Genomic DNA, 25,498 nt, shown 5'->3' with positions numbered 1-25,498 from the left:
AGGTTGTCTCTGCGTCCGTTTATTCCGAGAGGCAACGCAACTGAAGACCGCGGCTGCGATGATCGGCATTGGCCGGATTGAGGTACGTCACGTAAAAGCCCAAAGTGATACCCTGTGTACCTTCGGTCGAAGCCGACCAGATATACCCGACACTGCCGCAGCGCCATAGTAAACCGAATTGTCTATCGTTGTCGCGGAAGCCCGGGGCGGGGCGAGACAGACACGGGCAACTGCCCCGGTTCGGATTCACCGCTAAACCATTTTTCCGGTATATGAGTGAAAAAGTATATCCCCGTGAGATGCACACCGCCGAGCACCTGCTGAGCGGTACTGTCGGGCGGATGTTCCGGTGCGGCCGGCCCGTCACCACCCATCTGGAACGGAAAAAATCGAAAGTCGATTTCGACTTTCGGAACGTCGGGCGCAACCTGACCGCAGAGGAGACCGATCGGATTGAACAGACTGTCAACGAGCAGATTGCCAGACGGCTGGAGGTGACCTTCGAGTCGATTCCGTATGCTGCGGCAGCCGCCGAGTTCGACCTGTCGCGTCTGCCTGCCGAGGCGATCGGGGCGGCAGAGCTGCGCGTCGTCCGGGTCGGAGATTACGACCGCTGCCTCTGCATCGGCGAACACGTCTCCAATACGGCTGAAATCAGCCCCCTGCGCATTATCTCCACCGATTATGATGCCGGGAACGGCCGGCTTCGCATACGATTTAAACTCACGGAATGAGAAGAGTAATTATCCTGTTTTTCAGTGTGTTGTCATTGTGCTGCGGGGCGCGCGAAGCCCGGGCGCTCCAAGCGGACGACAGTTTGTTGAGACGGCAGATCGGTCAGATGGTTATCGCCGGTTTCCGAGGTTTTTCCGTCACCGACAAAGTGGCCGATGCCGTGCAGCGGATGGGAATCGGCGGAGTGATCTATTTCGACCGCGACGTTCCGTCGGCGGTCAATCGGCGCAACGTGCGCTCTCCGGAACAGCTGGAACAGCTGAGCGCCGGCCTGCAGCGGCTGGCGGCCGAGGCGGGGCATCCCGCACTCTTTATCGCCGTTGATCAGGAAGGCGGCCGGGTGAATCGTCTCAAACCGGCGTACGGGTTTCCGGCGAGCGTCTCGGCTGCAGATCAGGGGCGCATCGACCGGCCCGATACGACCCGGATGTGGGCCGAACGGACGGCCGAAAGTTGCCGGCAGGCGGGAATCAACGTCGATTTCGCACCCTGCGTGGATGTGAATGTGAATCCGGCCTGTCCGATTATCGGGGCTTTGGGGCGGAGCTTTTCTGCCGACCCGGAGAAGGTCGTCGCGCATGCGCGGATCTGGGTCGACGCTTTGCACCGACAGGGGGTGCGGACGTCGCTCAAACACTTTCCGGGCCACGGCAGCTCGCGCGCCGACAGCCATCTGGGGCTGACCGACATCACCCGGACGTGGGAGCGGGAGCGTGAATTGGCCCCCTATCGCGCCTTGATCGGCGAGGGGTATGCCGATTTCGTCATGGTCGGCCATCTGGTGCATCGCGGAGTGGATACCCTGCCGGCCTCGTTGTCGCGGCGGTGGGTGACGGATGTGCTGCGCGGCGAGCTGGGCTTTCGGGGTGTGGTCATTACCGACGACCTGAATATGGGGGCGATTGCGGAGCACTATTCTTTGGGTGGAGCGGTCGAGCGGGCGATCAATGCGGGAGTGGATATGATAATTGTCGGCAATAACGGGCCGGTCTTCGAGTCGGATTTGACGCCTCGGACCATCGATTTGATTTTTAGAGCGGTCTGCGAAGGGCGTATTCCCCGGGCGAGAATCGCGGAAGCTTATGAGCGGATTATGGAGATGAAACGGAATATGGATTAGTGATAAAAATCAATATAATTAAGGCCGGATAAGATTCTAATCTTCACTTAATCAGTCGGTTTTGCGAGCTTGAGAGACGGTGGTTGACGACAAAAAAGAGTATATTTGTCGCGACCATTCGTCTCTTATCTTTTTTCATGCGATGAGTTATCTGGCGCGCATCACGCAAGAGTGTCCGACGGCTGTCGTCCTGTTGGTCGATCAGTCCGGTTCGATGTCCGAACCCACCCGGTGGAACGGTCGGGCGGCCACCAAGGCCGAAGCGGTGGCGGCGGCTATCAATGCTTTGTTGGCGGAGCTGATTGCCCGCACGCGTCGTGACGGAGGCTATCAGCCCTATTACGACATGGCCGTGCTGGGATATTCCGGTTCCGAAGTGCGGTCGCTGCTTCCGAAGGTGGGCGACCGATACTTTTTGCGGCCTGAGGAGCTGGCCGACAATCCGGTCGCGATGTGCGACGTGCAGCGATTGCGGACGCTGCCTGACGGGCGCCGGGTGGCTACGGTGGTGCGCGAACGGGTGTGGGTGCAACCGGCGGCGGAGTGGAACACACCGATGGTGGCGGCTTTCGGCGAGGTCTGGAAATTGTTGCGGACGTGGTGCGCCGAATATAAAGGGAAACCGTGCTATCCGCCCACCGTTATCCACATCACCGACGGCGAAGCGACCGACGGGACGCTGCACGAGGTGAAAGCGGCGGCCGAACGGTTGTGTTCGCTGGGGACGATGGATGGTAACGTGTTGCTGATGAACGTGCATATCTCGGCGACCGAGGCGGAACCGGTGCTCTTTCCGGCCGCGGCGGAGGAGTTGCCCGAGGAGCGGTATGCGCGGCTGTTGTTCGACATTTCGAGCCCGATGCCGGATTTGTATCGCGACGAGATCGCGTGGCTGACGGGCCGCCCTTCGGGATCGGCTGTCGGGGCGGTGCGCGGCATGGCCTACCGGGCCAATATGACTGACCTCGTGCGGATGATGAATATCGGCACGGCGACTTCCGATTTGTTGATATGAGTATGGACAGGACGAATCTATTTCCTTCGGTGACCGACTATCTCGAAGCGGTGGTCAATCCGGAGGGCCGTCTGGCGACGCTGACGGGGATCGCGGCGGTGACGGATCGTGAGGGGGAGCCGCAATATACGGCGGGTTCGGGGCGGGTGACTTTTCGGGTGACGCGGGAGGGAGCTCCCGGTGAGTTGACCTGTTTTACGACGGCGGCGGGTTGGGCCGGAGCGGGCCGGTATGGCGAGGTGCTGGAGCAGGAGATCTATGTCTTCCGGCATGACGGGCGGGGAGCTTATTACCCGGTGGCCTGGCGGCCGCAGTCCGAACCGGAGGCGGGAGAGGCTTGTGCGGCATGCGGAATGGCTGGCGGGCGCTGCACGTCGGGAGAGTTGTGCGAAGGGCTTCGGCTGGTGGTGCGGCAGGGGCGGTTCGGGTTCGAGGATGAGGAGGGGCGGACGGTGGTGGAGGCGCGTTATCTTTGGGCCGATGATTTCAGCGAGGGGCGGGCTCCGGTGGCGATCCGTGCCGCGGTGGGCGAAGGGATGGCGATGGGGCTGATCGACCGGGAGGGGCGGCTGGTGATCGAGGCGGAGTACGATGATTTGTCGTGGGACGGTTCGCGGTATGCTTATGTCGATCGGGGCGGACTGCACGGGTGTCTGGATCGCACGGGACGGACGGTCGTGCCGTTGGAATATGACGGGATGGGGGAGTTCGATCACGGTTTTGCGGTGGTGTGGCGTGAGAGGCGATACGGTTATGTGGACGAACGGGGCGAGCTGGTGGGCGAGGGGCTGGCGTATTCGGAGGCGTGGTCTGCCGAGGCGGACGGTACGGCCCGTGTGCTGCGGCCGGAGGCGAAACCGGAAGCTTGGGAACGTGTTCGTTTGCGGCTAAAATAGAGGCCCGCGGCGCGTATGAGTAACGAGTAGGGCCGAGGCTGCCGCAGCAAAACGCAGTTTCGCCCGTCCACGGGACGTGGGGCCCGCGCGGCCCGAGCGCAGTACCCTCAAACCAACCGCGCGCCGACGCTTAAAGAGGCGATTCAACTGTTTCGGCGATGAGCCGAAAGAGAATGAATCGCCCGGCGCGCGGAAAAAGTGGAAACAATGCTCGCTCTGCGCGCGACTGCTGAAGTAGGAAATCATCCAAACGCGCATTTCGCGTTTGGATAAGATTTCCGTCAGCGCGCGGGAAAAGTACCTAAAGCGGCGGGATTGGAGCGGGCCGGTGCCAGCGTAGTCGGGAACGAGCTTTGCCGAGTTGCCGGCCTACGCCTGGGGTGGCTCCGGCCCGCGCGCCTCTGCAGGGCGCAGGATTATGGCACGGAGTAAGAGGGTCGCGATTCTTTCAAACAAGAGTCGGGGGATTTTCAAGGGGGATGTGAGTTCCCCTTGAATGTGCTCTTTGCCTACTTTCTACCACATAGTAGAAAGTAGGGGCCTCCGCGGCCTAAGCGGGACAAAGAAAAGAGATTGATATAGAATCCAACCGGACAGCTGCCCGACGCTTATCGGATAAACGTGTTTTATCCGCGCGCCTTACGCGATTCATTTTATTTTGGCGGCAGCCAAAATAATTGAATCGCTTCTTAAGGCGTCGGCGCGCGTTTTTAGTATTTTTGAGTCGCCCGCGGCAATTCTTGCCGATTGGCGGTGAGCCAATCGGCAGAATATGCCCTCTTAGGCGGGCGCACCCACAGGGTGTTTTATTGGCAGCCTCTACCCCAACCGGACGGAACTGCGCTCGGGCCGCGCGGGCCCCACGTCCCGTGGACGGGAAATGCTTCGCATTTCTGCGGCTGTGTCAGCCCAATCTGTGGGTGGTAGAGGCTGCTTTAGGTAGAGGCTGGTAATTGGGAGTGCGGCACGCACTTCCGAGAGGCAACGCAACTGAAAACCGTAGGCGCGGTAGTTTGAGTAATTTGGACTAACACCCGTTGTGTGGATGCTCAAGTTCACGCCACAGTCATCGTTTGTGGCAGACGACCAGATGTATCCGCTGCCGCCGACATTCACCAAAGAGCCCGAGCTGGCACCACGGAAGCCCGGGGCGGGGTCTTTTGAGGAGGAGGGCTGTTGCAGGGGGTTGGGAAAATAGAAAAACGGAGTGCGCTGAAAAACAGAGCACTCCGTTTTGCGGTCTAAGACTTGTCCGAGGATTTTAGAACCGGATCCCCGCAGTCAGCTGGAAGACATTGTTCCGCGAGTTGCCGGCCTTCAGCGCGTGGCTCACCCCGAAATTGTACCGGGCATCCAATACGAGCGGCCCGAAATCGTAGGAAACGCCCACCGGAATGGCGATTTCTGCCGTGTGGAAAGCGTCGCCGACCCCCTCTTTCGCCTTATTCCCGTCAATCTTGGTGATCGAGCGGGCGCCGAGGCAGAAACCGGCCTGAACCCCCGTCTTCAGAGCGAGGTTCTCGGTCACATAGAAGTTCGCCAATACCGGCACATTGAGGTAGTGGCTCTTGAGGCGCGTTTTGATTTTTGTGCCGTCGATGGTCTCTTTGTCGTTCTCGCCCTGACGCGAGTAGAGCAGTTCGACCGAGACGCCCATCCAGTCGATCGGACGGCATTCGGCGAACACGCCGGCCGTGAAGCCGACTTTAGCGTGCATGTTCGTGTGGCTCATGCTCGATACGTTCATCCCCACCTTAGGCCCCCAGGTGAATGTTTTTTGTGCCGAAGCGGTCGATACGCCTGCGATCATCGCCATGGCGGCTGCCAGAGAGAGAATAGCGGACTTTTTCATGACTGTGAGATTTTTATAGGTTTACAATCGAAATTATCCCTCGGAAACCAGTCCGCAGACGCCCAGCAGCTCTTCGTAAACGAAAGAGGCAAGAGTCACGCGAACTGTTCCCACAGTCATTATCAAAGGTTGTGCCATAGTCGACAGCTCGAGCCGGATGTCGCGTGCGAAGTCGGTTTCGGGCGCTCCTGCCGCCTTGTAGGCGGCCTCTTTGGCGCACCAGAGCCAAAGAGCCGGCTGAGCGGGAAAGATCCGTTCCGCAGCGGCCGATTCGCCCGGGCCGGCAATGCGTTCCGCAGCCCGTCGTGCGTCCCGGTCGAGCCGTTCGATGTCGATGCCGCACCGTCCTGCGGTCGAAGCGGCCACGGCCGCCCAGTCTGTCGTGTGTGAGATGGAGATGTCCAGTTTTGTCGATGGCGACACCAGTCGGGGCCGCCCTTGGGGCGGCGTGTATGAGATTCGGCCGCCCAGCTCTTCGCAGACCAGCATCCGCGTCCCGAGCCACTCGCGGCGCCGTTGTCCGGCTGTCTTCGGAAAGGCTGCGAACACGGCCTGTTCCGCAGCCGTCAACCGGGCCCGGGTCAGAAGTTCCGCCTCCGTGAAGGCGGACAAGGAGAGCAGCCACACGGACAGCTCCATGCCGTCGATCGGAACCGGAATCGCGCGGTTAGTCTTTATGATGTTCGCCGGTGTGGTCATGGTTCCCGTCTGCCGCGGGTTTCAGAAAGGTGACTTCGACTTCGGTGATGCGCCGGTTTTCGACCCGCAGGGCTTTGAATTCGATATCTCCCTCCCGCACGCTCTCCCCTTCGCCGAAGAATTCGCCGCGGATCTCCAGCATCAGTCCCGCCAGCGTGTCCGCATCGCCGCGCGCTTCGTCCAGCAGTCCGTCGGGCAGCTCCAGTACGCGGAGAAAGTCGCCCAGATGGGTTCGCCCTTCGAAAATGTATCGGTTGTCGTCGATCTGCCGGTAGAAGGCGTTTTCGATATCCGATTCGTCGGCGATCTCACCGACGATCTCTTCCAGAATGTCTTCCAGAGAGGCGATTCCGAGTGTCCCGCCGTACTCGTCCACGACGACTGCGATGTGGATCTTGCGTTTCTGGAAATCTTCGAGCAGGTCGTTGATTTTCTTGTGTTCGGGAACGAAGTAGGCCGGCCGGAGCAGCTGCTGCCAGTTGAAGTCGGCGTCGGCGCCCAGATGGGGCAGCAGGTCTTTGACGTAGAGAATTCCCCGGATGTCGTCCAGATTTTCGTGGTAGACGGGGATGCGCGAGAAGCCGCTCTCGACGACCGTCTGTTTCACGTCGGCGAAGGTCGCGCCGATCTCCAGCGCCCTGACGTCGATGCGCGGTTTCATGATCTGGTCGACTTCGGTGGCCGAGAATCGGACGATGCCGGTGAGCATCTTTTTGTCGCCTTCGGAGTCGGTCTCGGCGATCTCGATGGCGTCGGTCAGGTCGGTCACCGAGAGGTTGCTCTGCTTCCGGGCCAGTCCCCGGGTAATGACGCTGCCGGTGCGGATCAGGATGGCCGAGAGGGGCTGGAACAGCCGCTGGAGCGACAGGAGCGGCACGCTCATCCGCTGGGCGAACGAGAGGCTGTTGTAGGCGGCGAAGATCTTGGGCATGATTTCGCCGAAGAGCAGCAGCAGGAAGGTGACGACGATCACCTTGACGATGAATTCCAGCGCGGCGGCCTGTCCGAATGCCACCATGCCGTCGATTAGGGCGTTGGCGGCGAGGATGGCGCCGATGTTGACCAGATTATTGGTAATGAGAATGGTGGAGAGCAGCCGGTCTTTGTCGCCGAGCAGTCGGAGGGCCGCCTGTGCCTGCGGGCCGTCGTTCTCTTCGAGTTCGTGGATGTCGTTCGGCGAGAGCGAAAAAAAAGCGGTCTCGGAACCCGATACCAGGGCCGAAACGATCAGCAGACCGATGAGCGCGGCGAGAATCCAAAACAGTTGCGGGTCGAACGGGAGAAATGCGATCCCTTGAAAATAGTCGTCCATAATCGGGGTAAAGATAGCGATTTTTCGGCGATCCGGGGCGGAGGGGGTAAAAACGGATCGGTCTCGCCGGAGGGGATCCGGCGAGACCGATGCGGGGAAGGGGTGTCGGGCTGGAGACGGGCTATTTCTGCCGTCCGAGCCGCCAGGCGACATGTCCGTTCCCGTGTCCCAGTACGAGCGAGTCGGCGTCGAGCCGGATGACGGTCAGGGTGTCGCACACCGGAAGGGTCTGGCGGTTGCCGATGCTTTCGCCGGTCAGGATCAGGGTCTTCGGCGTCGCGAGGCTCCAGCCTGCGAACCGCAGGGTCTCCATCCCGATCGAGGCGGCTGTCCCGTCTTCGTTCAGTGCGAAGCCCTGTACGGCGGTCGAGTCGATCGGATTCGGTTCCACCCACTGGCCCTGAATGTAGAAATAGGGCGAGTGAGCCGTAATGTTCAGTTCCTGAGCTTCGAGTACGCTACGTCCGTCGGTTTCGACGGCCCGGCAGGTCAGGCGGACGGAATCGTCGATCAGCACGCTCTGTACTTTGGTCGGATCGGCGTTCAGAGTGCTGATGCTCAGGGTCTCTCCGGCGTCGGTCAGCACGGTGACGGTGTTCATCGAGGCGTCCAGTACCCGGCCGTTTATGGTTTCGGTGTGTGCTGTTTTGGAGCCGCAGGCGGTCATCCAGCTTCCTGCGACGGCCGCTGCGAGGAGCGCTGCCTGTGCGATGCGATTTTTCATGCGTCTGAGGAGTAATGGTTTGTTCTCAGTGTGCAAAGATACTCAAAAATGCGGTTATTATGTCGAGGTGTGGTTGCCGCGGCTGCCGCAGCAAAACGCAGTTTTGTCCGTCCACGGGACGTGGTGCGCGGACAGCGAACGGGTGACAGAATCGGGTAGAGGCTGCCTTAGCGATGCGTGAGCATCGCCCGTCCACGGGACGTGGGGCCCGCGCGGCCTGAGCGCAGTTCTATCCAGTTGGGGTAGAGGCGGCCCTGTCGGAGTGCCCGAAGGCACCGCGCGCCGACGCCTTAGAAGGCGATTCATTCTGTTTCGGCTCATCGCCGAAACAGAATGAATCGCTCAAGGCGCGCGGAAAAATTTGTTCCCGTCGCCCGCCCGCTTAAAGAGGGATTTTGCTCGTTTGGCGGTGAGCAAAATCGAGATGAAATCCCCGCGGGCGACGGCAAATGCGGCGGAGCGACAGCGGAGCCGCAGTGAGGCGGACACGGGGCCGAGAATTTGGTCGAGCTCTTGCGACCCGCAGGGTCGCGCAGTCCGACGCCCCGGCAGGCGGAGGAGTGCAACTCGTCGGAGCTCGTTGCGCCCTCCGCTGGCGCCGCACTGCGGCGCGCCGAGGACGAACGGGCGGAGAATTGGGCGGGGCTTTGGGCCGTAGTTTGGGCAGAACTTTTGCGACCTTTAGGTCACCGGCCTCGTCGCCCAAGCCGCATAGCGGCTTCGGGGGGATGGGCGACAGGCCGAATAGGGGTGGAAAATTTGACTGTGTCTGCTGCGGGTCGGCGCCCGGGAGAGACCGCAATTTTCGACGCGCGAGCGGCGTGTTGCGGGCCTCCCGAGGGGGGAGGCGTCCGGCCCGCGCGGCTCTGCGAGCCGCATGAGAGGGGTAGAGGCTGCCAATTGGGAGTGCGACACGCACTTCCGAGAGGCAACGCAACTGAAAACCGTGGCTGCGACCGTTTGCATAGCTGGAGAGAATGGCCTGCGTACCGAAATGCAGGTATATTCCGTTGATGTCGCTTGCCGTGGCGGACCAACTGAATCCGAGGTCGCCGGTATAGGCAAGCTCACCTGCGGCGACCGTATAACCGAAGTCGCGGTAGCCCGGGGCGGGGTATGGCCGGCCCGTTATTTGTCTTGTGCCGCGACGGCCGTTAGAAACTCTTTCAGAATCGCGAGCGATTCGGCCGGCTGTTCGACGAACCCCATATGTCCCGACCGATCCAGCCACGCTGTGCGTGCCTGAGGCTGCGTTGCCGCCATCGCTTCGGCCGCCACCACCGGGATGTAGTTGTCGCCCCGGCCGAAAATCATCAGTTCCGGAATGCCGAACCGGCGCATCGCCTCGTTGCGGTCCTGCCGTTGAGACATCCCCTTGAGAACGGCCACGATCGCCTCGTCTTCCGTCATCATCACCTGTTCCGAGAGCTCTTCGATCACCTCGGAGCACCGTTTCAGATTGGCCTCCGCAAAGCCTTTACCCGGATTGACACGGGCCAGCATCTCTTTTTTGCCCGCCTCGATCAGCTCGATCTCGCGCTGCCGGTTGGCCGCCTTTTCCGGCGTGTCGGCGTTCGGCGAGGAGTGGAACAGCACCAGCCCCTCCACCTGCTCCGGGTGGTTTACCGCGAGCGCCAGCGCCACATAGCCCCCCATCGAATGGCCCACCACCGTGCATCTCTCCACCCCGGCGAGCTTCAGTACCGCCGACACCGTGTCGGCCATGTAGTCGATGCCGATCACCTCGCGGCCGCCCCACTCCGAGAAGCCGTGGCCCGGCAGGTCGACCCGGATCACGCGGTACTCCTTGCCCAGCTCGCCCGCGAAATCCTCCCAGACCTCGATCGACTCCAGGTAACCGTGCAGCAGCACGACCGCCTGCGTTCCTTTTCCGGCGTCGGCGTAGCGAACCGGCGTGCCGTCGGCGATGACGAATTTTTCCATTTCTGTTCGGTTTTGAATCGGTTAGATATTGATTTCTCCGGCGAAAACCCGTTCCGCCGGCCCGGTCAGCCGGATGTCGGCGAAAGTTCCGGCCTCGGTCGCGGCGAAGGTCACCCCCAGCACTCCGCCGCGTGTCTCGACCGTGAAGTCGAAGCACTCCGGCTGGCGGACAGCGTGCGTCACCAGCGCCGCCGCCGTCACCCCCGTGCCGCAGGCCCACGTCTCGGCCTCCACCCCCCGCTCGAAAGTCCGCACCCGGATCCGCCCCTCGCCCGCCACCTCCACGAAATTGACATTCGTGCCGCCGATGGCTTCGAAATCGGCTCGCTGCCGGATCGCCGCGCCGAGCCGCTCCACGTCGAGCGCCTCCAGCCGGTCGGTGAATTCGACGTAGTGCGGCGAGCCGGTGAAGAGGAGCCACGAACGGCCGTCGGCTAAGGGTTCGGGGGCCCCGGTGTCGATCATTTGCAATCGGACGAGGCGGTCGTCGAGCAGTTCGGCCGTGTGGATGCCGTCGCTGCTGTCGAACCGTTTGACGCGGCCGCCGACGCCGAGGTGGTCGGCGAAGCGGGCGATGCACCGTCCGCCGTTGCCGCACATGGTCGACTCGCCGCCGTCGGCATTGCAGTAGCGCATCCGGAAGTCGCAGCCGGAGACCGTGCTCGTTTCGAGGGTCATCAGGCCGTCGGCGCCGATGCCGAACCGGCGGTCGCAGAGGGCCCGTATCTCCGGACGGGTCAGCCCGGGGTCGTCGTGCCGGACGTCGAGCAGAATGAAGTCGTTTCCGGCGCCCTGGTATTTGGTGAATCGCACGCGTTTCATGTCGGCAAATATAGCTTTTTATGCGTTTCGTGGGAGTGGAGAGGGTCGTTTCGGGGCGTGCTTGGCAGATATCCATTTAAACGCTATATTTGTACAATGGGCACAGCGGAGCGGATGGCCGTTCCGGTGCCGGAGACTTAAAATTTTCGAGACAGCGTATGATACCAGAGATAGCGAACCACCGCAGTGTGCGGAAATTCCAGCCCGGACGGCCGATTCCGGATGCGTTGATGACCGAGTTGCTCGCTGCTGCGGCGCGGGCGTCGACAGTCGGGAATATGCAGCTTTACAGCATCGTGGTGACCGGTGCCGGCAGCCCGGTTTTCGGCGAGCTCGGGCCGTGTCATTTCAACCAGCCGGCGGCGACCGGAGCGGCGGCGCTGGTGACTTTCTGCGCCGACGTGCACCGTTTTTCGATGTGGTGCCGGCAGCGCGGGGCGGAGCCGGGGTACGACAACCTGCAGTGGTTCGTGAACGGCGCGATCGACGCGCTGCTGGCGTCGCAGAACTTCTCGCTGGAGGCCGAGGCCAATGGGCTGGGGATTTGTTATCTCGGGACGACGACTTACAATGCGGCGGATATCGTGCGGATTCTGCGACTGCCGCGCGGGGTGGTGCCGGTGACGACCGTGGCGGTGGGGTATCCGGCGGAGCCGCTGCCGGAGCTGACCGACCGGCTGCCGCTGGAGGCGGTCGTGCACAGGGAAGTCTATCAGGACTATACGCCGGAGTGGATCGACGAGGTGTGGGCCGCGCGGGAGGCGTCGGAAGAGACGGCCGACTTGCTGAAAGCCAATGACCTGCCGAACCTGGCGCGGATCTTCACCGAACGGCGGTATACGACGGCGGACAACCTCCGTTTTTCGCGTGCTTATCTCGATGTGCTGCGGGCGCAGGGGATGTTCGAATTCGATTTGAAAGACTGAAAACCACTTTTTTGACACCCATACTCTTCCATCATGAAAAAATTTTTTTCGTTACCCCTTTCGCTGCTCGCCGTGGTCGGGAGCGCCGTTTCGACTGTCGGTGCACAAGTCGTTTTCGTTCACGAACCGACCATTCCGGTGGTGGTCGGACGGCCCAATAACATCATTTTCGACTTCCGGGTAACGCCTACTTTGGCGGGCGAGCGGATGACCAGTATTACGATCGATTTCCCGGCTCGCGACCTGCCTTTCGTCAAGGCTGTACGGGTGTTTTATACCGGAACCACTTCGATGCTCGGCTCGCGTACCGCCTCGTCGGGACTGGCGCACGGCATGGCGGAGTACGGCGGGGGACAACGCATTTTCGACCATCCGGCCTATGCTGTCCTGCTGGCTCAGGACACCGCGGTGGCGGCGAGAGGGGAACGGACGGTGACCTTGCAGTTCGACCAGCGGCTCTTCCCGTGGACGAACTATTTTTATGTCAGTTTGTCGGTGGCGGGCGACACGCCGTTGACCCATAAGTTTACTCCGTCGATCACGAAAGTGGCTTTCGACGGCGGTCGTTTTGCGCAGCTCAATCGGGGGCGGCAGGCAGACGGACACCGGCCGGCCGTCGCGGTGCGGACGGCGGGAGACGACGGCGTACACAGCTATCGGATTCCGGGGCTCACGACCACGGCGGAGGGGACGCTGCTCGGCGTCTACGACGTGCGGAACCACAACAATATCGACCTGCAGGAGGATGTGCAGGTGGGGCTGAGCCGGAGTACGGACGGCGGGCAGACGTGGGAGCCGATGCGGCTGGTGATGGATCGGACGGCTTACGGCTCGTTGCCCCGGTCGCAAAACGGAGTGGGCGACCCGTCGATTCTGGCCGACCATCTGCGGGGGCGGACGTGGGTGATGGCGCTGTGGAACCACGGGATGGGCGGTGGACGCGGCTGGTGGGCGTCGCACAACCATGCGATGACGCCGGAGGAACAGACGGGGCAGGTGCTCCTGGTGCACAGCGACGACGACGGGCGGACGTGGTCGGAACCGGCCAACATCACGGCGCAGATCAAGGATCCGACGTGGCACCTGATTCTTCAGGGGCCGGGCCGCGGGATCGTGATGCAGGACAGTACGCTGGTCTTCCCGATTCAGTGGACGGACTCGACTCACATGCCGTTCGCGTCGGTGATCTGGAGCCGCGACAACGGCCGGACGTGGACGATCGGCGCACCGGCTTTCACCAATACCACCGAAGCGCAAGTGGTGGAAATCGAACCGGGGGTGCTGATGCTGAACATGCGTCGGAACGGGGGCGACAGCCGGGCGATCTGTGTGACGCGCGACATGGGACGGACGTGGGAAGAGCATGCGACGTCGCGCAGTGCGTTGCGTGAGCCGGTCTGCATGGCGAGCCTGATCCGGGTGCCGGCGGCGGAAAACGAGCTGGGGCGGGACTTGCTGCTCTTCTCGAATCCGGATACGACCCAGACACGCTCCCGGATTACGATCAAGGCGAGCTTGGACGGCGGTGCGACGTGGCTGCCGGAAAATCAGCTGTTGTTGGACGAGGAGCCGGGGTGGGGTTATTCGTGCCTGACGATGATCGACCCGCGGACGGTGGGGATTCTTTACGAGAGCAGTGTGGCCCAGATGGCTTTTCAGGCGATTCCGCTCCGCGACATTGTCCGGAAAGAGGAGTAGGGCTCCTCTGGGTAGCGGCGTGCCGGTGCACGCAAGATAAGTCTTGCGGAGCGTGAGGCGCGCGGACAGAGAATGGGGTAGAGGCTGCCGCAGCGAAACGCAAGTTTCGCCCGTCCACGGGACGTGGGGCCCGGCCGGCCCGAGGCCAGTCGAAGCTCGACCGCGCGCCGACGCCTTAAAAGGGAAATTCTGTGGGTTGGCACCCAGCCAACCCACGAGAATTGCCGCGGGCGACTGAAACGTATTAAGAATTCCGTGCGCCACCTAAGGTGCGCGAACGACGAACAGTGCGAAGAGTTGGGTGGTGTCTGTTGCGGGCCGAAGCCTGCGGGTGCCCAAACGAGCGTAGCGAATTGCGGGTCTCCCGCTGGGGAAGGCTTTCGGCCCGCGCGACCCTTGCGGGTCGCAGAGTTTCGGCCTTGTTTTTTTCCGCGCGCCTTGGGAAATCCAGTCAAAACGCACAAGGGCATTTTGCCGATTTCCCCTTTAAGGTGTGGCGCGCGGGCTCGGCAAACCTTTTCAGTCGCCCGCAGGAATTTCATCTCGGTTTTGCTTACCGCAAAACGAGTGAAATTCCGCTTTAAGCGGGGCGGGCGACTTTCGAGCTTCGAACCGGACGGAACTGCCCTGCGCGGGCGGCGTCCGGGTGACCCCGGCGGGACGGAGCGAAACTACGTTTCGCTAAAGCCGCCTCTGCCCCCGTTTATTCCGAGAGGCAACGCAACGGAAGACCGTAGGCACGGCTGGTTGCGAGGCTGGGATTGAGATTCTGCGTGCCGAAATACAAGAATATGCAGGAAGTTTCGCTGATAACGGAAGACCAACTGTATCCGTCACGGCCGATGTCTCTTGCTACTCCCTCTTGGCCAGCCCGGCTAAAGTCGCGGAAGCCCGGGGCGGGGCCATCGACAGCCGGCCGTTGTGAATGATTGAGATATATTCAAAAAACGACTGAAAATATGAGAACTTCGATCCATGGATTATGGAGCCTCGTTTTGGGAGCCGCCTTGCTGGCCGGCTGCCGGACTGCTGCGAACGATCAGGAGCGCGATCTTGCACAGTTCGTCGATCCCCGGATCGGATCCGGCGGACACGGACACGTCTTTGTCGGCGCCAATGTGCCCTTCGGAGCCGTTCAGCTCGGGCCCACCAATATCAGTGAAGGGTGGGACTGGTGTTCCGGCTACCACGCCAGCGACACCACTGTTGTCGGTTTCGCCCACACCCACCTGAGCGGCACCGGGATCGGTGATAAGGGCGATGTGTTGCTGATGCCGCTGACGGGGACTTTGACTGCTCCTGTAAAAGCGAGGAACTACCTCTCGACCTATTCTCACGACCGGGAAGAGGCGCAGGCGGGGTATTACCGTACCCATTTGAACCGCTATCATATTGACGCTGAGCTGACCGCTACGCCGCGCGTGGGCTGGCATCGGTACACCTATCCGGCGACCGATTCGGCGCGGGTGCTCGTCAATCTCTTCAACGGCATCGGGTGGGACTCGCCCAAAGAGCTCGCGATTCGGGCCGTGAACGACTCTACGATCGAAGGGTATCGCCTTTCGCGGGGGTGGGCTGAGGACGATCGGGTCTATTTTGTCGCCGAGTTCTCGAAACCGTTCAAAAACATCGCCGTGTATGCCGACACCACTACGTTGCCTGCCCATGCGAATCGGGCCGCACGGACGATCGTGACGCCGGAGGCTTATGCCGTGCTTGACTTCGGGCCGCTGGCCGACGGGGAGACGGTGGAGGCTCGTGTGGCGGTTTCGGGCGTGAGCGTTGAGGGCGCTAAGGCCAATTTATTGGCCGAGGCGCGGGGCCGGGGATTCGACGAAACCCGTACCCGGGCGCGCAAGGCGTGGAACGACCTGTTGGGGCATATGGCTGTCGAGACGACCGATACCGCCCGGCTGCGGACGTTTTACACCGCGCTCTATCACGCCTCGATCTTCCCGGCCGTTTTCAACGACGTGACGGGGGAATATCGGGGGGCCGACGGACGGATTTATGCGGACTCGAGTGCCGATGTCTACACGATTTTCTCGCTGTGGGACACCTATCGGGCCGCCCATCCGCTCTATACGGTGATCGCGCCGGAGCGCGTGGGCGATTTCGTGAACTCCTTCATCCGGATTTATGAACAGCAGGGGAAGGTACCCGTGTGGCACCTGGCGGGGAACGAGACGAACTGCATGGTCGGTTTCCCGTCGGTGCAGGTCGTGGCGGACGCGATCCTCAAGGATATCCCCGGCTTCGACCGCGAAAAGGCGTATGAAGCGATTCGGGCTTATGCGCAGCTCGACGAGCGGGGATTGCGGCAGGTGCGTGAGCGCGGCTACATCCCGGCCGACGAAGAGGGCGAATCCGTCGCCAAGGCGCTGGAGTACTGCATCAGCGACTGGAGCGTGGCGCAGGCCGCCCGCAAATTGGGGAAAGAGAAAGATTACGACTATTTTATGGAGCGGTCGAAAAACTACCGCCACTATTTCGACTCGGCGGACTGTTTCATGAAAGGGCGGCTGGCCGACGGCTCGTTCCGGACACCGTTCAATCCGGACTACTCGACCCACCGGGGCGACGATTTCTGCGAGGGGAATGCCTGGCAATATACGTGGCTCGTTCCGCACGACTTCGAAGGCCTCTTCGCCTTGTTCCCCACGCCGGAGGCTGCGGAAGCGAAGTTGGACAGCACCTTCACCGTGCCGTACAACGGGGGGCCGAATGCTTCGCCCGATATCTCGGGCCTTATCGGCCAGTACGCCCAGGGCAACGAACCCAACCACTCGACCATCTATGCCTACGCCTACCTCGGCAAGCAGTGGAAGACCGCCCGGCTGGCGCGGCGGATCCTCGACGAGTTTTTCGACGACACCGCCGAGGGGCTGTGCGGGAACGAAGACTGCGGCCAGATGTCCGCCTGGTATGTCTTCAATGCCTTGGGCTTCTACCCGGCCAATCCGGCCAACGGCGCGTTCGTGCTGGGCAGTCCGGTCTTCGATCGGGTGACCTTCCCGGTCTCGGGGAACCGGAGCTTTACCGTCGTGGCCGAAAACAACGGGCCGGAGAACCTCTATATTCAGTCTGCCACCCTGAACGGGAAGCCGTACACCAAGGCCTATATCACCTATCGGGACATCATGAACGGCGGCGAACTGCGGCTGGTGATGGGGCCCCGGCCCAACGAGGCGTTCGGTGCCGATCCGGCCGACCGGCCTCGCTCGGCGGTCGAATAATGCCGCGCGGAACCCTTCCGGGGCGAAAAATCGCGGCGAGTCGGGAAAAAAGTATATATTTGCAACTTCATACCACCCGAAAAAACGAAAAACAAAATAAAACTCTTTACAATCCATGCAGAATAAAGGCGCACTCAAGTTCTTGGCCATCATGCTGGCCATCGCCTGCGCGTTCCAGCTTTCGTTCTCGTTCGTGACGCGGAGCGTGCGCAAGGAGGCGGCCAAAGTCTCCGGCGGGAACTCGGCTGTCGAACAGGCCTACCTCGACTCCATGAAGTCGCAGGTCGTGTACAACCTCGGACTGGTGAAATACACCTACGCCGAGTGTCAGGAAAAGGAGATCAACCTCGGGCTCGACCTGCAGGGGGGGATGAACATCACCCTCGAAATCGCTGTCGAAGATGTGCTCAAGGCGCTCTCCAACCACAGCACCGACCCGCAGTTCCTGCAGGCCATGGCGGAGGCCAAAACGGCTATGCGGAGCAGCACCGACGACTTCATCACCCTGTTTGCGGACGCCTATCGGCGGATTGCGCCGGAGGGACGGCTGGCGGCGATTTTCGGAACCTACGAACTGCGGGGGAAGATTACGCCGGAGTCCACGAATGAACAGGTGATCCGCGTGCTGCGCGAATCGAGCGACGCGGCGATCTCCAACTCGTTCAACGTCCTCTCGACCCGTATCGACCGTTTCGGCGTGATTCAGCCCAACATCCAGCGGATCGGGAACACCGGCCGGATTCTCGTCGAACTGCCGGGGATCAAGGATCCGGAACGGGTGCGGAAACTCCTGCAGGGGACGGCCAGCCTGGAATTCTGGACGACCTATACGGCTAAGGAGCTCTTCCCGATGATGGCTCAGGCCGACCGGGAAGTGGCAGGTCTGCTGGCTGCGGAAAAGACAGTGGATACTCCGGATACGACAGTGGCGAAAGACTCGACCGACGTGCTGGCGGCTCTGGGCGCGGCTCAGGGCGAGGATGCGACCGCTCAGGCGGCTGGGAACGAGGCCTCGTCGCTGTTCAGCGTTTTGCAGCCTTTCCAGGAAGGGGGCGTGATCGGGCTGGCGCAGTCGTATGACACGGCGAAGGTCAACACCTATCTCAATATGCCGCAGGTGCGGTCGATGTTCCCGCGCGACGTGCGCTTCATGTGGGGCATCAAGGGGATCAAGGGGAATCCGACGGTCTTCGAACTCTATGCCATCAAGGGGAGCAACGACGGGCGCCCCGCATTGGACGGGAGCGTGATTACCGACGCGGTCGGACAGTACGGACAGATCGGTTCGTCGGCCGAAGTCTCGATGAGCATGAACTCCGCCGGGGCGAAGACCTGGGCGCGGCTGACCGCGGATAACGTCGGACGCTATATTGCCGTGGTGCTGGACGGGTATGTCTACTCCTGCCCGATCGTGAACGGCGAAATTACCGGGGGGCACTCGCAGATTACCGGCGACTTTACGATCGCCGAAGCGAAAGACCTGGCCAATATCCTGCAGTCGGGCCGTCTGCCGGCTCCGGCACAGATCGTACAGGAAGCGGTCGTAGGGCCGTCGCTCGGCCAGGAGTCGATCGACGCCGGGATGATCTCCTTCGTACTGGCATTCGTGCTCGTGCTCGTCTACATGTTCTTCTTCTACAAGACGGCGGGGATGGTCGCCAATATCGCCCTGATCGCCAACCTCTTCTTCCTGTTCGGGGTGCTGGTTTCGTTCGGAGCGGTTCTGACCTTGCCCGGGATTGCCGGGATCGTCCTCACCATGGGGATGGCCGTCGATGCCAACGTGATTATCTACGAACGGATCAAAGAGGAGCTCCACTCGGGCAAGGGGCTCAGCCTCTCGATCGCCGACGGGTTCAAGAACGCTTACTCGGCGATTATCGACGGTCAGGCGACTACCCTGATTACGGGGATTGTCCTCTTCATCTTCGGGACGGGGCCGGTGCAGGGCTTTGCCACGACGCTGATCATCGGGATTCTGACCTCGCTCTTCTGTGCGATCTTCATCACCCGGCTGATTTTCGTGGCGATGCTCGACAAGGGGTGGAACATCCGCTTCTGGAACCGATGGACCGAACACTTCCTCGGGAATACCAAAATCGACTTTATCGCTTGCCGGAAATACACCTATATCATCTCCGGAACGCTGATTCTCGTGATGATCGTCTCGCTGGCGACCAAGGGGCTGAGCTACGGCGTCGACTTCTCGGGGGGACGGGCCTATGTGGTGCGCTTCGATCAGCAGGTGACCGCCAACGAAGTGCGGGCTGAACTGGACAAAGTCTTTACCGACGGTCTCGAAGTGAAACAGTACGGGAACAAAGACCAGAAGCAGATGCGCATCGTGACCCAGTACAAGTACGCGGACGATGCGGACGGGGTGACGGACGAAATCAACGGGATGATCTACAGTGCCTTGAAACCGCTCTACAAACAGAATATCTCGTTCGAAGACTTTACGACCACGGTGAACAACCCGTACGGAATTATCAGCGCGGAAAAGGTGGGGCCGAGTATCGCGCATGACATCAAAGTCAATTCGTTCATTGCCGTGATCTTCTCGCTGATTGCCATCGGGATCTACATCGCCATCCGGTTCAAGAACTGGCAGTACGGGATGGGCGGGATCGTCTCCCTGTTCCACGACTCGATCCTCACGATCGGTATCTTCTCGCTGCTGTACGGCCTGCTGCCGTTCAACCTGACGGTCGACCAGTCGTTCATCGCGGCCATCCTGACCATCATCGGGTACTCGATCAACGACACGGTGGTGATCTTCGACCGGATTCGTGAGAACCAGCACCTCTATCCGCGTCGGTCGCGGCGCGAAAACATCAACCACGCCATCAACAGCACGTTGGCGCGTACGGTCAATACCGCCGGTTCGACCTTCGTGGTGTTGCTCGCCATCTTCATCTTCGGCGGCGAGGTGATCCGCGGCTTCGTCTTCGCCTTGATGTTCGGGGTGGTGATCGGTACCTTCTCGTCGGTTTTCGTGGCGACGCCGGTGGCGTACGACATGATGACCCGCAAGGAAAAACGTACCGGAAAGACGATTGCCGATTAGTTCGGCGGATTCCGTTCGGAACATCTATATCCGGTGCGTTCGACAGAACGAGTGTGCCGGAACATTTCGAGAGCGCCTCTTCCCTGACATCAAAGGGAAGAGGCGCTCCTTTTTGTTTTTGTGCCGGTTCTTCCGGCCGGGGGAGGAAAAAGTGTACGCTTTTTGCAGGAAGTGCGAGAAAAGGGGTAAACCGAAACGCAATGGAATTGATCGAGTTGAAAGAAGCCGCTCTGGAACGCGTTGTCCGGATATCGGACGACGGTACGTACCGTCCGGCAGGCGGGAGACCTGTCGTGCTGGATTTTTATGTCCCGTGGTGCCAGCCGTGCCGGACGATGCTGCCCGTGCTCGAAGAGGTCGCGGAAGAGTACGCCGGGCGGGTCGATTTTTATAAAACCGACATCGACCGCGAGCGGCGGATTGCCGTTCGGTTTCGGGTGCGGAACGTGCCGGCCCTGGCCTTTCTGTCGCCGGACGGGACCTCGCGGGACGAGGGGGTGCATGTCGGCGCGCTGACCAAGGCGGCCCTCAGGGAGCGTATCGAGGCGTTGCTGGCGTCGTCGTGTTGGTAAGGGGCCAAGGTATTGTTTCGCGTATTGCTTGGGGTAGAGGTAGCCCATTCCGAGTGCCGGGAGGCACCGCCTGCCCGGCGTAAGGGCAGTACTCTCCTGTAGGACAGACGCGCGCCCCGCCTAAAGGAGCGATTCAACTATTTCGGCGGTGAGCCGAAATAGAATGAATCGCGCAGGCGCGCGAAAAAGCGGCGGAGCGAAAGCGGAGCCGCAGTGAGGCGGACACGGGGCAGTGCTTTGGGCCGTGGGTTGGGCTGTGCTTTTGCGATTCGCAGATTCGCAAGCATTCCTCCGTTTATTCCGAGAGGCAACGCAACTGAAGAGCGAGGCCACGGATATCGGAATTGCTCGGCTGAGTCGCATTCGGCAGGAAACGTAAATAGTAGCCCCGCGTATTATCGTTTGAAGCCGACCAGATGGAACCCTCACTTCCGATGCTCAGTAGTGCACCCTTACTGCTGTTGCTGCGGAAGCCCGGGGCGGCGGATGAGAGGACATTGCGAGACTGATTCTCGACACAGAAGAAACGTAACAGGGTCGGATCTTTGGAACAAAGATCCGACCCTGCTGTCAATTCAAAATAACCCCGACTATTTCAAGTTAGGATTCAACCCCGCCCATTCCGGGATGGCCGGAATGATCCCCATTCCGATCACTTCGTCCCGCAATTTGCACAGGTGGCCGTAGCTCTGTTGCAGCGATTCGGTCTCCTGAGCCGTCCCGGACGGTACCTTATAATGTACCCCGTCCCGGTCGATCGTGGTTTCCATCGCCATCATGATGTGGTCGAAGCCCCCTTCCGAAACGTAAACGCCTGCCGGCCAGCGGAACGGAGCGCCGCCCATCGCCGCGCGGATCATTTCGACCGACACGTAGGCCGGGCTCTGGAACGACGACCGGCCGCGGAGGTCGATGATCCGTTTCCCGCCCTGAATCACGTGCTGCCGGATGGCAGCCCACTGTTCGTCGGTCAGAGCCGGCGTGCCGATCAGTTCGGTGAGCGGTTTGCCGTCCACCTTGACGGTCGAGGCGAAGACGGCCATCTGTTCGCCGTGTCCGCCGTACGTCCGGGCGTCGGTCACCCGGTCGTGGGCGATGCCGAAGTGCTGGGCCAGCGCCGTGCGCAGACGGGTGCTGTCCAGCGCCGCGAGGGTGCTCACCTGCGACGGTTTGAGTCCTGAGTAGAGCAGGGTAATGAGTCCCGTAATATCCGCCGGATTGAAGATCACCACCACATGCTTCACGTCCGGGCAGTAGGTGCGGATGTCTTTCCCGAACTGGGCGGCGATTTCGGCGTTCCCCTTGAGGAGGTCTTCGCGGGTCATGCCGGCCTTGCGGGCCGCTCCGCCCGACGAGATGATGTATTTCGCGCCTTTGAGCGCTTCGGCGATGTCGTTGGTCCAGGTGAGGTTGATCCCCTCGAAGCCGCAGTGGTACATCTCTTCGGCCATCCCTTCGAGCGCCGGGGCGAACGGGTCGTAGGCGCAGATGTTCGGCGTGAGCCCCATCATGATGGCGGTCTGTACCATGTTCGAGCCGATCATGCCGGCGGCGCCGACGATGGTGAGCTTTTCGTCTGTCAGGAAGTTCATAAGCGTATGTTTTTTAATTGTTTGTGTCGTTTTTTGCGTCCGGACTTACATCAGGGCCGGTGCGAGGTACCGCGCCAGCAGATACCCGCCGCCCATCAGCCACACGAAGAGGATGGCGGCCAGGATGAACGGTTTGATCCCTGCCTTGCGGAACTTTTCGATGCTGGTCTCCGCTCCGAGCGCCGTCATGGCCATGGTCAGCAGGAAAATGTCCAGCTGTTTGAGGAACGTGATCACCGCTTCGGGCAGCCAACCGAACGAGTTGAAGGCGATCACCCCCAGAAATCCCACGGCGAACCACGGAACCGCCACCTTTCCGCTCCCGTTGTCCGGGGTTGCGGCCGTGCCGCCCCGTCTCTGCAATTTTCGTGCCCGGGTGCGGGCGATGGCGAATCCGAGGATCAGCAGCACCGGCACGAGCAGCATCACGCGGATCATCTTGACGATGACGGCGACTCCGGCCACTTCGTCGCCCATGGCGTTCCCGGCGCCCACCGCGTGGGCCACTTCGTGCAGCGTCGCTCCGGCGTAGAGTCCCATTTGCGCTGGGTCGAGCTCCAGAACGCCGTTCCGGTACAGAGCGGGGTAGAGGAACATGGCGATCGTCCCGAATATTACGACGGTCGAGACCGCCACGGCAGTCTTGTACGGTTTGCTGTGGATCGTGGCTTCGGCTCCGAGCACGGCCGCGGCGCCGCAGATGCCGCTCCCGACGGAGGTCAGCAGGGCGATTCCGCGATCCATCTTCAGCAGCCGTCCGATCCAGATCCCGCCGTAGATGGTCACGGTGACGATAATGGCGTCGATCGCCAGGGCGGCCCATCCGACCCGCACGACGTCCTGGAAGGTGAGGTTGAAACCGTAGAGGATGATGCCGATCCGCAGCAGTCGTTTGGAGCAGAACAGGATGCCGGGCACCCACGTGGCGGGCAGCCGGTTGCGGAGGCTGTTGGCGTAGAGCATGCCGAGCACGATGCCGACGATCAGCGGACTGATCGAGAGGCTGCTGACCCAGCGGGTCTCGGCGATCCAGAACGCGGCGCAGCTGAACAGGGCGATCAGCAGTACGCCGTGCAACATATTTCCGCGGTGTTCACTGAGTTTCATATGTGGTTTACCGTTTTTAGGGTCGGGTCTATTGGGGTAGAGTCTGCTATTTCGGCGTGCCCGTCGGCCCCGTTTATTCCGAGAGGCAACGCAACTGAAAACCGTAGGCGCGTCTGCCCGCGCTGCTGGGACCGAGCCACCCCACGTTGAAACCCAAGTGCATGCCATTAGTACCGCTGACAGCGGACGACCAACTATACCCGCTGAGGCCGACGTGCACCGGATCACCCAATCGCCCATAGTTGCCTGCGTCGCGGAAGCCCGGGGCGGGCCTGTTTCCCGGTTGCAGTCTCATCTATAGCATATCCTGAATCATCGCGTCCAGTTCCGCGAGCGGCATCCGGCGGCGAACCGACCGGCCGATGCCTGACGGCAGAACGAAATCGATCTCTTGCGCTTCCCGTTTTTTATCTGCTTTTATCGCTTCGATTAGCTGGGCTGCGGTAATCCCGAGTGCCGGGTCGATCGTTGTCGGCAGCCCGATCGCTCGAACCGTCCGCACGATCCGCTCCGCTTCGTCCGCTGTCAGCAATCCGGATTTAACTGCTGCGCCGGCTGCGAGGCAGAGCCCGATGGCTACCGCTTCGCCGTGCAGGTAGTGGCGGGTGCGTTTTTCGATCGCGTGGCCGAACGTATGGCCTAAGTTCAGCAGTTTCCGCTCGCCGTGTTCCCGCTCGTCCGCCGTCACGACGCGGGCTTTCAGCTCCACGGCCGCTACGATGATGCGGTGCAGCAGTTCCGGATGGCCGGTCAGGGTCTCGAAGGTCTCTCCTTCGAATGCCTCGAACAGGGCGGCGTCGCCGATCAGTCCGCATTTGAGGGCCTCGGCCAGTCCGGCTTTTAATTCTCGGGCGGGCAGCGTGGCTAACATCGTCTGGTCGCACAGCACGAAGTCCGGCTGGTTGAAAACCCCGATCTGGTTTTTGTATCCGTCCAGATTGACGCCGTTTTTTCCGCCGACGCTGGCATCGACCTGGGCCAGCAGCGAGGTGGCCACGAACCCGAAACCGCTCACGCCCCGCATATAAACCGAGGCGGCGAATCCGGTGATGTCCGTTACGATGCCTCCGCCGATACCCACGATGTACGAGCCCCGGTCGGCGCCGGCTTCCAACAGCTGGCGGCAGATGGATTCCACGGTGGCCAGCGTTTTTTGCGTTTCGCCGAGCCCGATCAGGATGTGGGGATAACGCCCGATCAGTTCCGGATAGGCTGCGGCCAGATTCGGATCCGTAATGATTACGGGGCGTTTCCCGGCGAGCAGCGTGTCGAGCAGCGGCAGTGCGTCTCCGATCACGATGCGCGACGGGGCATCGGGTCGTCCCGGTCGCGGTACTGAAATTTCCTGCGTGTTCATCGGAGACAAAATTAACAATATTCTCCGTTCTCCGGATGGCCGGCGGGGAGGATGGACGTTATTTTATGTCGGGCGGAAAAGACTGAGTCCTGCGGAGCCTACGGTGCGCGGACAGCGAACGGGTGACAGAATAGGGTAGAGGCTGCCTTAGCGATGCGTGAGCATCGCCCGTCCACGGGACGTGGGGCCCGCGCGGCCTGAGCGCAGTTCTATCCAGTTGGGGTAGAGGCGGCCCTGTCGGAGTGCCCGAAGGCACCGCGCGCCGACGCCTTAGAAGGCGATTCATTCTGTTTCGGCTCATCGCCGAAACAGAATGAATCGCTCAAGGCGCGCGGAAAAATTTGTTCCCGTCGCCCGCCCGCTTAAAGAGGGATTTTGCTCGTTTGGCGGTGAGCAAAATCGAGATGAAATCCCCGCGGGCGACGGCAAATGCGGCGGAGCGACAGCGGAGCCGCAGTGAGGCGGACACGGGGCCGAGAATTTGGTCGAGCTCTTGCGACCCGCAGGGTCGCGCAGTCCGCCGCCCCGGCAGGCGGAGGAGTGCAACTCGTTGGAGCTCGTTGCGCCCTCCGCTGGCGCCGGACTGCTACGGGCGTTACGAAATGTATTTTGAGAATGAATAGCGCGATTCCGCGAGGAATCGCCGGGCTTGCGCGCTGGGCCTTCGGCCCACCCCCGGAGCGCGCAGCCCGAATTTACAATAGGTTGGACTGAACTTTTGCGACCCTTTGAGGTCGCCGGCCTTGTCACCCAAGCCGCGTAGCGGCTTCGGGGGAATGGGCGACAGGCCGAATGGGGTAGAGGATTAGGTGGAGAATGGGGCT

The 25,498-nt window shown here is 61.3% G+C and carries 20 protein-coding genes; 9 read left to right on the top strand and 11 right to left on the bottom strand.

Annotated features, from left to right (window positions below; genetic code table 11):
- Positions 1–19: 19 nt before the first annotated feature.
- Positions 20–250 (bottom strand): hypothetical protein, encoded by a 231-nt coding sequence (locus QZ292_RS03295; RefSeq protein WP_294597792.1) that lies wholly within the window; start codon positions 248–250, stop codon positions 20–22.
- A 22-nt stretch (positions 251–272) separates the two neighbouring features.
- Here QZ292_RS03295 and QZ292_RS03290 point away from each other — a divergent pair, with 22 nt between their 5' ends.
- From QZ292_RS03290 to QZ292_RS03275, 4 genes are all read left to right on the top strand, one after another.
- Positions 273–734 (top strand): hypothetical protein, encoded by a 462-nt coding sequence (locus QZ292_RS03290; RefSeq protein WP_294597790.1) that lies wholly within the window; start codon positions 273–275, stop codon positions 732–734.
- Positions 731–1,855 (top strand): glycoside hydrolase family 3 N-terminal domain-containing protein, encoded by a 1,125-nt coding sequence (locus tag QZ292_RS03285; protein ID WP_294597788.1) that lies wholly within the window; start codon positions 731–733, stop codon positions 1,853–1,855. Before QZ292_RS03290 ends, QZ292_RS03285 begins: the two co-directional genes overlap by 4 nt.
- Positions 1,856–1,997: 142 nt before the next feature.
- Positions 1,998–2,870, top strand: coding sequence for a vWA domain-containing protein (locus QZ292_RS03280; RefSeq protein ID WP_294597785.1), 873 nt, complete (start codon positions 1,998–2,000; stop codon positions 2,868–2,870).
- A complete protein-coding gene (locus QZ292_RS03275) occupies positions 2,867–3,766 on the top strand; it encodes a WG repeat-containing protein (RefSeq protein WP_294597783.1) in 900 nt (299 codons plus the stop codon). Before QZ292_RS03280 ends, QZ292_RS03275 begins: the two co-directional genes overlap by 4 nt.
- 1,261 nt (positions 3,767–5,027) lie before the next feature.
- On the opposite strand, the gene QZ292_RS03270 is transcribed toward QZ292_RS03275, so the two are convergent.
- The 6 genes from QZ292_RS03270 to dapF form a co-directional block, all read right to left on the bottom strand.
- Entirely contained in the window at positions 5,028–5,618 is a 591-nt protein-coding gene (locus tag QZ292_RS03270; protein ID WP_294597780.1) for a porin family protein, read from the bottom strand.
- Between the two features lie 33 nt (positions 5,619–5,651).
- Entirely contained in the window at positions 5,652–6,317 is a 666-nt protein-coding gene (locus QZ292_RS03265) for a 4'-phosphopantetheinyl transferase superfamily protein (RefSeq protein ID WP_294597777.1), read from the bottom strand.
- Positions 6,286–7,629: a gliding motility-associated protein GldE gene (gene gldE / locus QZ292_RS03260; RefSeq protein WP_294597774.1), complete on the bottom strand. Its 1,344-nt coding sequence runs from the start codon at positions 7,627–7,629 to the stop codon at positions 6,286–6,288. Before gldE ends, QZ292_RS03265 begins: the two co-directional genes overlap by 32 nt.
- A gap of 121 nt (positions 7,630–7,750) precedes the next feature.
- Positions 7,751–8,353, bottom strand: coding sequence for a lipocalin family protein (locus QZ292_RS03255; protein WP_294597772.1), 603 nt, complete (start codon positions 8,351–8,353; stop codon positions 7,751–7,753).
- 1,128 nt (positions 8,354–9,481) lie between these two features.
- Entirely contained in the window at positions 9,482–10,297 is an 816-nt protein-coding gene (locus tag QZ292_RS03250; RefSeq protein ID WP_294597769.1) for an alpha/beta hydrolase, read from the bottom strand.
- 21 nt (positions 10,298–10,318) lie between these two features.
- The gene (gene dapF / locus QZ292_RS03245) at positions 10,319–11,119 is read right to left on the bottom strand and encodes a diaminopimelate epimerase (protein WP_294597767.1); all 801 of its coding nucleotides are present in this window, start codon (positions 11,117–11,119) and stop codon (positions 10,319–10,321) included.
- A gap of 158 nt (positions 11,120–11,277) precedes the next feature.
- Here dapF and QZ292_RS03240 point away from each other — a divergent pair, with 158 nt between their 5' ends.
- The 5 genes from QZ292_RS03240 to QZ292_RS03220 all read left to right on the top strand — a co-directional run bounded on the left by QZ292_RS03240 (position 11,278) and on the right by QZ292_RS03220 (position 20,618).
- Entirely contained in the window at positions 11,278–12,045 is a 768-nt protein-coding gene (locus QZ292_RS03240) for a nitroreductase family protein (RefSeq protein ID WP_294597764.1), read from the top strand.
- 33 nt (positions 12,046–12,078) lie between these two features.
- Positions 12,079–13,743, top strand: a complete 1,665-nt coding sequence (locus tag QZ292_RS03235; RefSeq protein ID WP_294597761.1) for a sialidase family protein — start codon at positions 12,079–12,081, stop codon at positions 13,741–13,743.
- Positions 13,744–14,702: 959 nt separating this feature from the next.
- Positions 14,703–16,979 (top strand): GH92 family glycosyl hydrolase, encoded by a 2,277-nt coding sequence (locus QZ292_RS03230; protein ID WP_294597758.1) that lies wholly within the window; start codon positions 14,703–14,705, stop codon positions 16,977–16,979.
- 115 nt (positions 16,980–17,094) lie between these two features.
- Positions 17,095–20,046, top strand: coding sequence for a protein translocase subunit SecDF (secDF, locus tag QZ292_RS03225; RefSeq protein WP_294597756.1), 2,952 nt, complete (start codon positions 17,095–17,097; stop codon positions 20,044–20,046).
- Between the two features lie 200 nt (positions 20,047–20,246).
- A complete protein-coding gene (locus tag QZ292_RS03220) occupies positions 20,247–20,618 on the top strand; it encodes a thioredoxin domain-containing protein (protein ID WP_294597753.1) in 372 nt (123 codons plus the stop codon).
- A 590-nt stretch (positions 20,619–21,208) separates the two neighbouring features.
- Here QZ292_RS03220 and QZ292_RS03215 read toward each other — a convergent pair.
- The 4 genes from QZ292_RS03215 to aroB all read right to left on the bottom strand — a co-directional run bounded on the left by QZ292_RS03215 (position 21,209) and on the right by aroB (position 24,674).
- Positions 21,209–22,210, bottom strand: a complete 1,002-nt coding sequence (locus tag QZ292_RS03215; protein WP_294597750.1) for a malate dehydrogenase — start codon at positions 22,208–22,210, stop codon at positions 21,209–21,211.
- A 45-nt stretch (positions 22,211–22,255) separates the two neighbouring features.
- Positions 22,256–23,290, bottom strand: a complete 1,035-nt coding sequence (locus tag QZ292_RS03210; RefSeq protein ID WP_294597809.1) for a YeiH family protein — start codon at positions 23,288–23,290, stop codon at positions 22,256–22,258.
- A 100-nt stretch (positions 23,291–23,390) separates the two neighbouring features.
- Positions 23,391–23,612, bottom strand: coding sequence for a hypothetical protein (locus QZ292_RS03205; RefSeq protein ID WP_294597748.1), 222 nt, complete (start codon positions 23,610–23,612; stop codon positions 23,391–23,393).
- On the bottom strand, positions 23,613–24,674 hold the full coding sequence (aroB, locus tag QZ292_RS03200) for a 3-dehydroquinate synthase (RefSeq protein WP_294597745.1): 1,062 nt from the start codon (positions 24,672–24,674) through the stop codon (positions 23,613–23,615).
- Positions 24,675–25,498 lie beyond the last annotated feature (824 nt).

Source organism: uncultured Rikenella sp. (assembly GCF_910577125.1).
GTDB lineage: Bacteria > Bacteroidota > Bacteroidia > Bacteroidales > Rikenellaceae > Rikenella.
This window is presented reverse-complemented; position numbering and strand designations above follow the sequence as displayed.

Excerpts from the sequence above, each read along its gene's own strand:
- QZ292_RS03290 (WP_294597790.1), top strand. The coding sequence starts at position 273 with ATGAGTGAAAAAGTATATCCCCGTGAGATGCACACCGCCGAGCACCTG.
- QZ292_RS03285 (WP_294597788.1), top strand. The coding sequence starts at position 731 with ATGAGAAGAGTAATTATCCTGTTTTTCAGTGTGTTGTCATTGTGCTGC.
- QZ292_RS03280 (WP_294597785.1), top strand. The coding sequence starts at position 1,998 with ATGAGTTATCTGGCGCGCATCACGCAAGAGTGTCCGACGGCTGTCGTC.
- QZ292_RS03275 (WP_294597783.1), top strand. The coding sequence starts at position 2,867 with ATGAGTATGGACAGGACGAATCTATTTCCTTCGGTGACCGACTATCTC.
- QZ292_RS03270 (WP_294597780.1), bottom strand. The coding sequence starts at position 5,618 with ATGAAAAAGTCCGCTATTCTCTCTCTGGCAGCCGCCATGGCGATGATC.
- QZ292_RS03265 (WP_294597777.1), bottom strand. The coding sequence starts at position 6,317 with ATGACCACACCGGCGAACATCATAAAGACTAACCGCGCGATTCCGGTT.
- gldE (WP_294597774.1), bottom strand. The coding sequence starts at position 7,629 with ATGGACGACTATTTTCAAGGGATCGCATTTCTCCCGTTCGACCCGCAA.
- QZ292_RS03255 (WP_294597772.1), bottom strand. The coding sequence starts at position 8,353 with ATGAAAAATCGCATCGCACAGGCAGCGCTCCTCGCAGCGGCCGTCGCA.
- QZ292_RS03250 (WP_294597769.1), bottom strand. The coding sequence starts at position 10,297 with ATGGAAAAATTCGTCATCGCCGACGGCACGCCGGTTCGCTACGCCGAC.
- dapF (WP_294597767.1), bottom strand. The coding sequence starts at position 11,119 with ATGAAACGCGTGCGATTCACCAAATACCAGGGCGCCGGAAACGACTTC.
- QZ292_RS03240 (WP_294597764.1), top strand. The coding sequence starts at position 11,278 with ATGATACCAGAGATAGCGAACCACCGCAGTGTGCGGAAATTCCAGCCC.
- QZ292_RS03235 (WP_294597761.1), top strand. The coding sequence starts at position 12,079 with ATGAAAAAATTTTTTTCGTTACCCCTTTCGCTGCTCGCCGTGGTCGGG.
- QZ292_RS03230 (WP_294597758.1), top strand. The coding sequence starts at position 14,703 with ATGAGAACTTCGATCCATGGATTATGGAGCCTCGTTTTGGGAGCCGCC.
- secDF (WP_294597756.1), top strand. The coding sequence starts at position 17,095 with ATGCAGAATAAAGGCGCACTCAAGTTCTTGGCCATCATGCTGGCCATC.
- QZ292_RS03220 (WP_294597753.1), top strand. The coding sequence starts at position 20,247 with ATGGAATTGATCGAGTTGAAAGAAGCCGCTCTGGAACGCGTTGTCCGG.
- QZ292_RS03215 (WP_294597750.1), bottom strand. The coding sequence starts at position 22,210 with ATGAACTTCCTGACAGACGAAAAGCTCACCATCGTCGGCGCCGCCGGC.
- QZ292_RS03210 (WP_294597809.1), bottom strand. The coding sequence starts at position 23,290 with ATGTTGCACGGCGTACTGCTGATCGCCCTGTTCAGCTGCGCCGCGTTC.
- QZ292_RS03205 (WP_294597748.1), bottom strand. The coding sequence starts at position 23,612 with ATGAGACTGCAACCGGGAAACAGGCCCGCCCCGGGCTTCCGCGACGCA.
- aroB (WP_294597745.1), bottom strand. The coding sequence starts at position 24,674 with ATGAACACGCAGGAAATTTCAGTACCGCGACCGGGACGACCCGATGCC.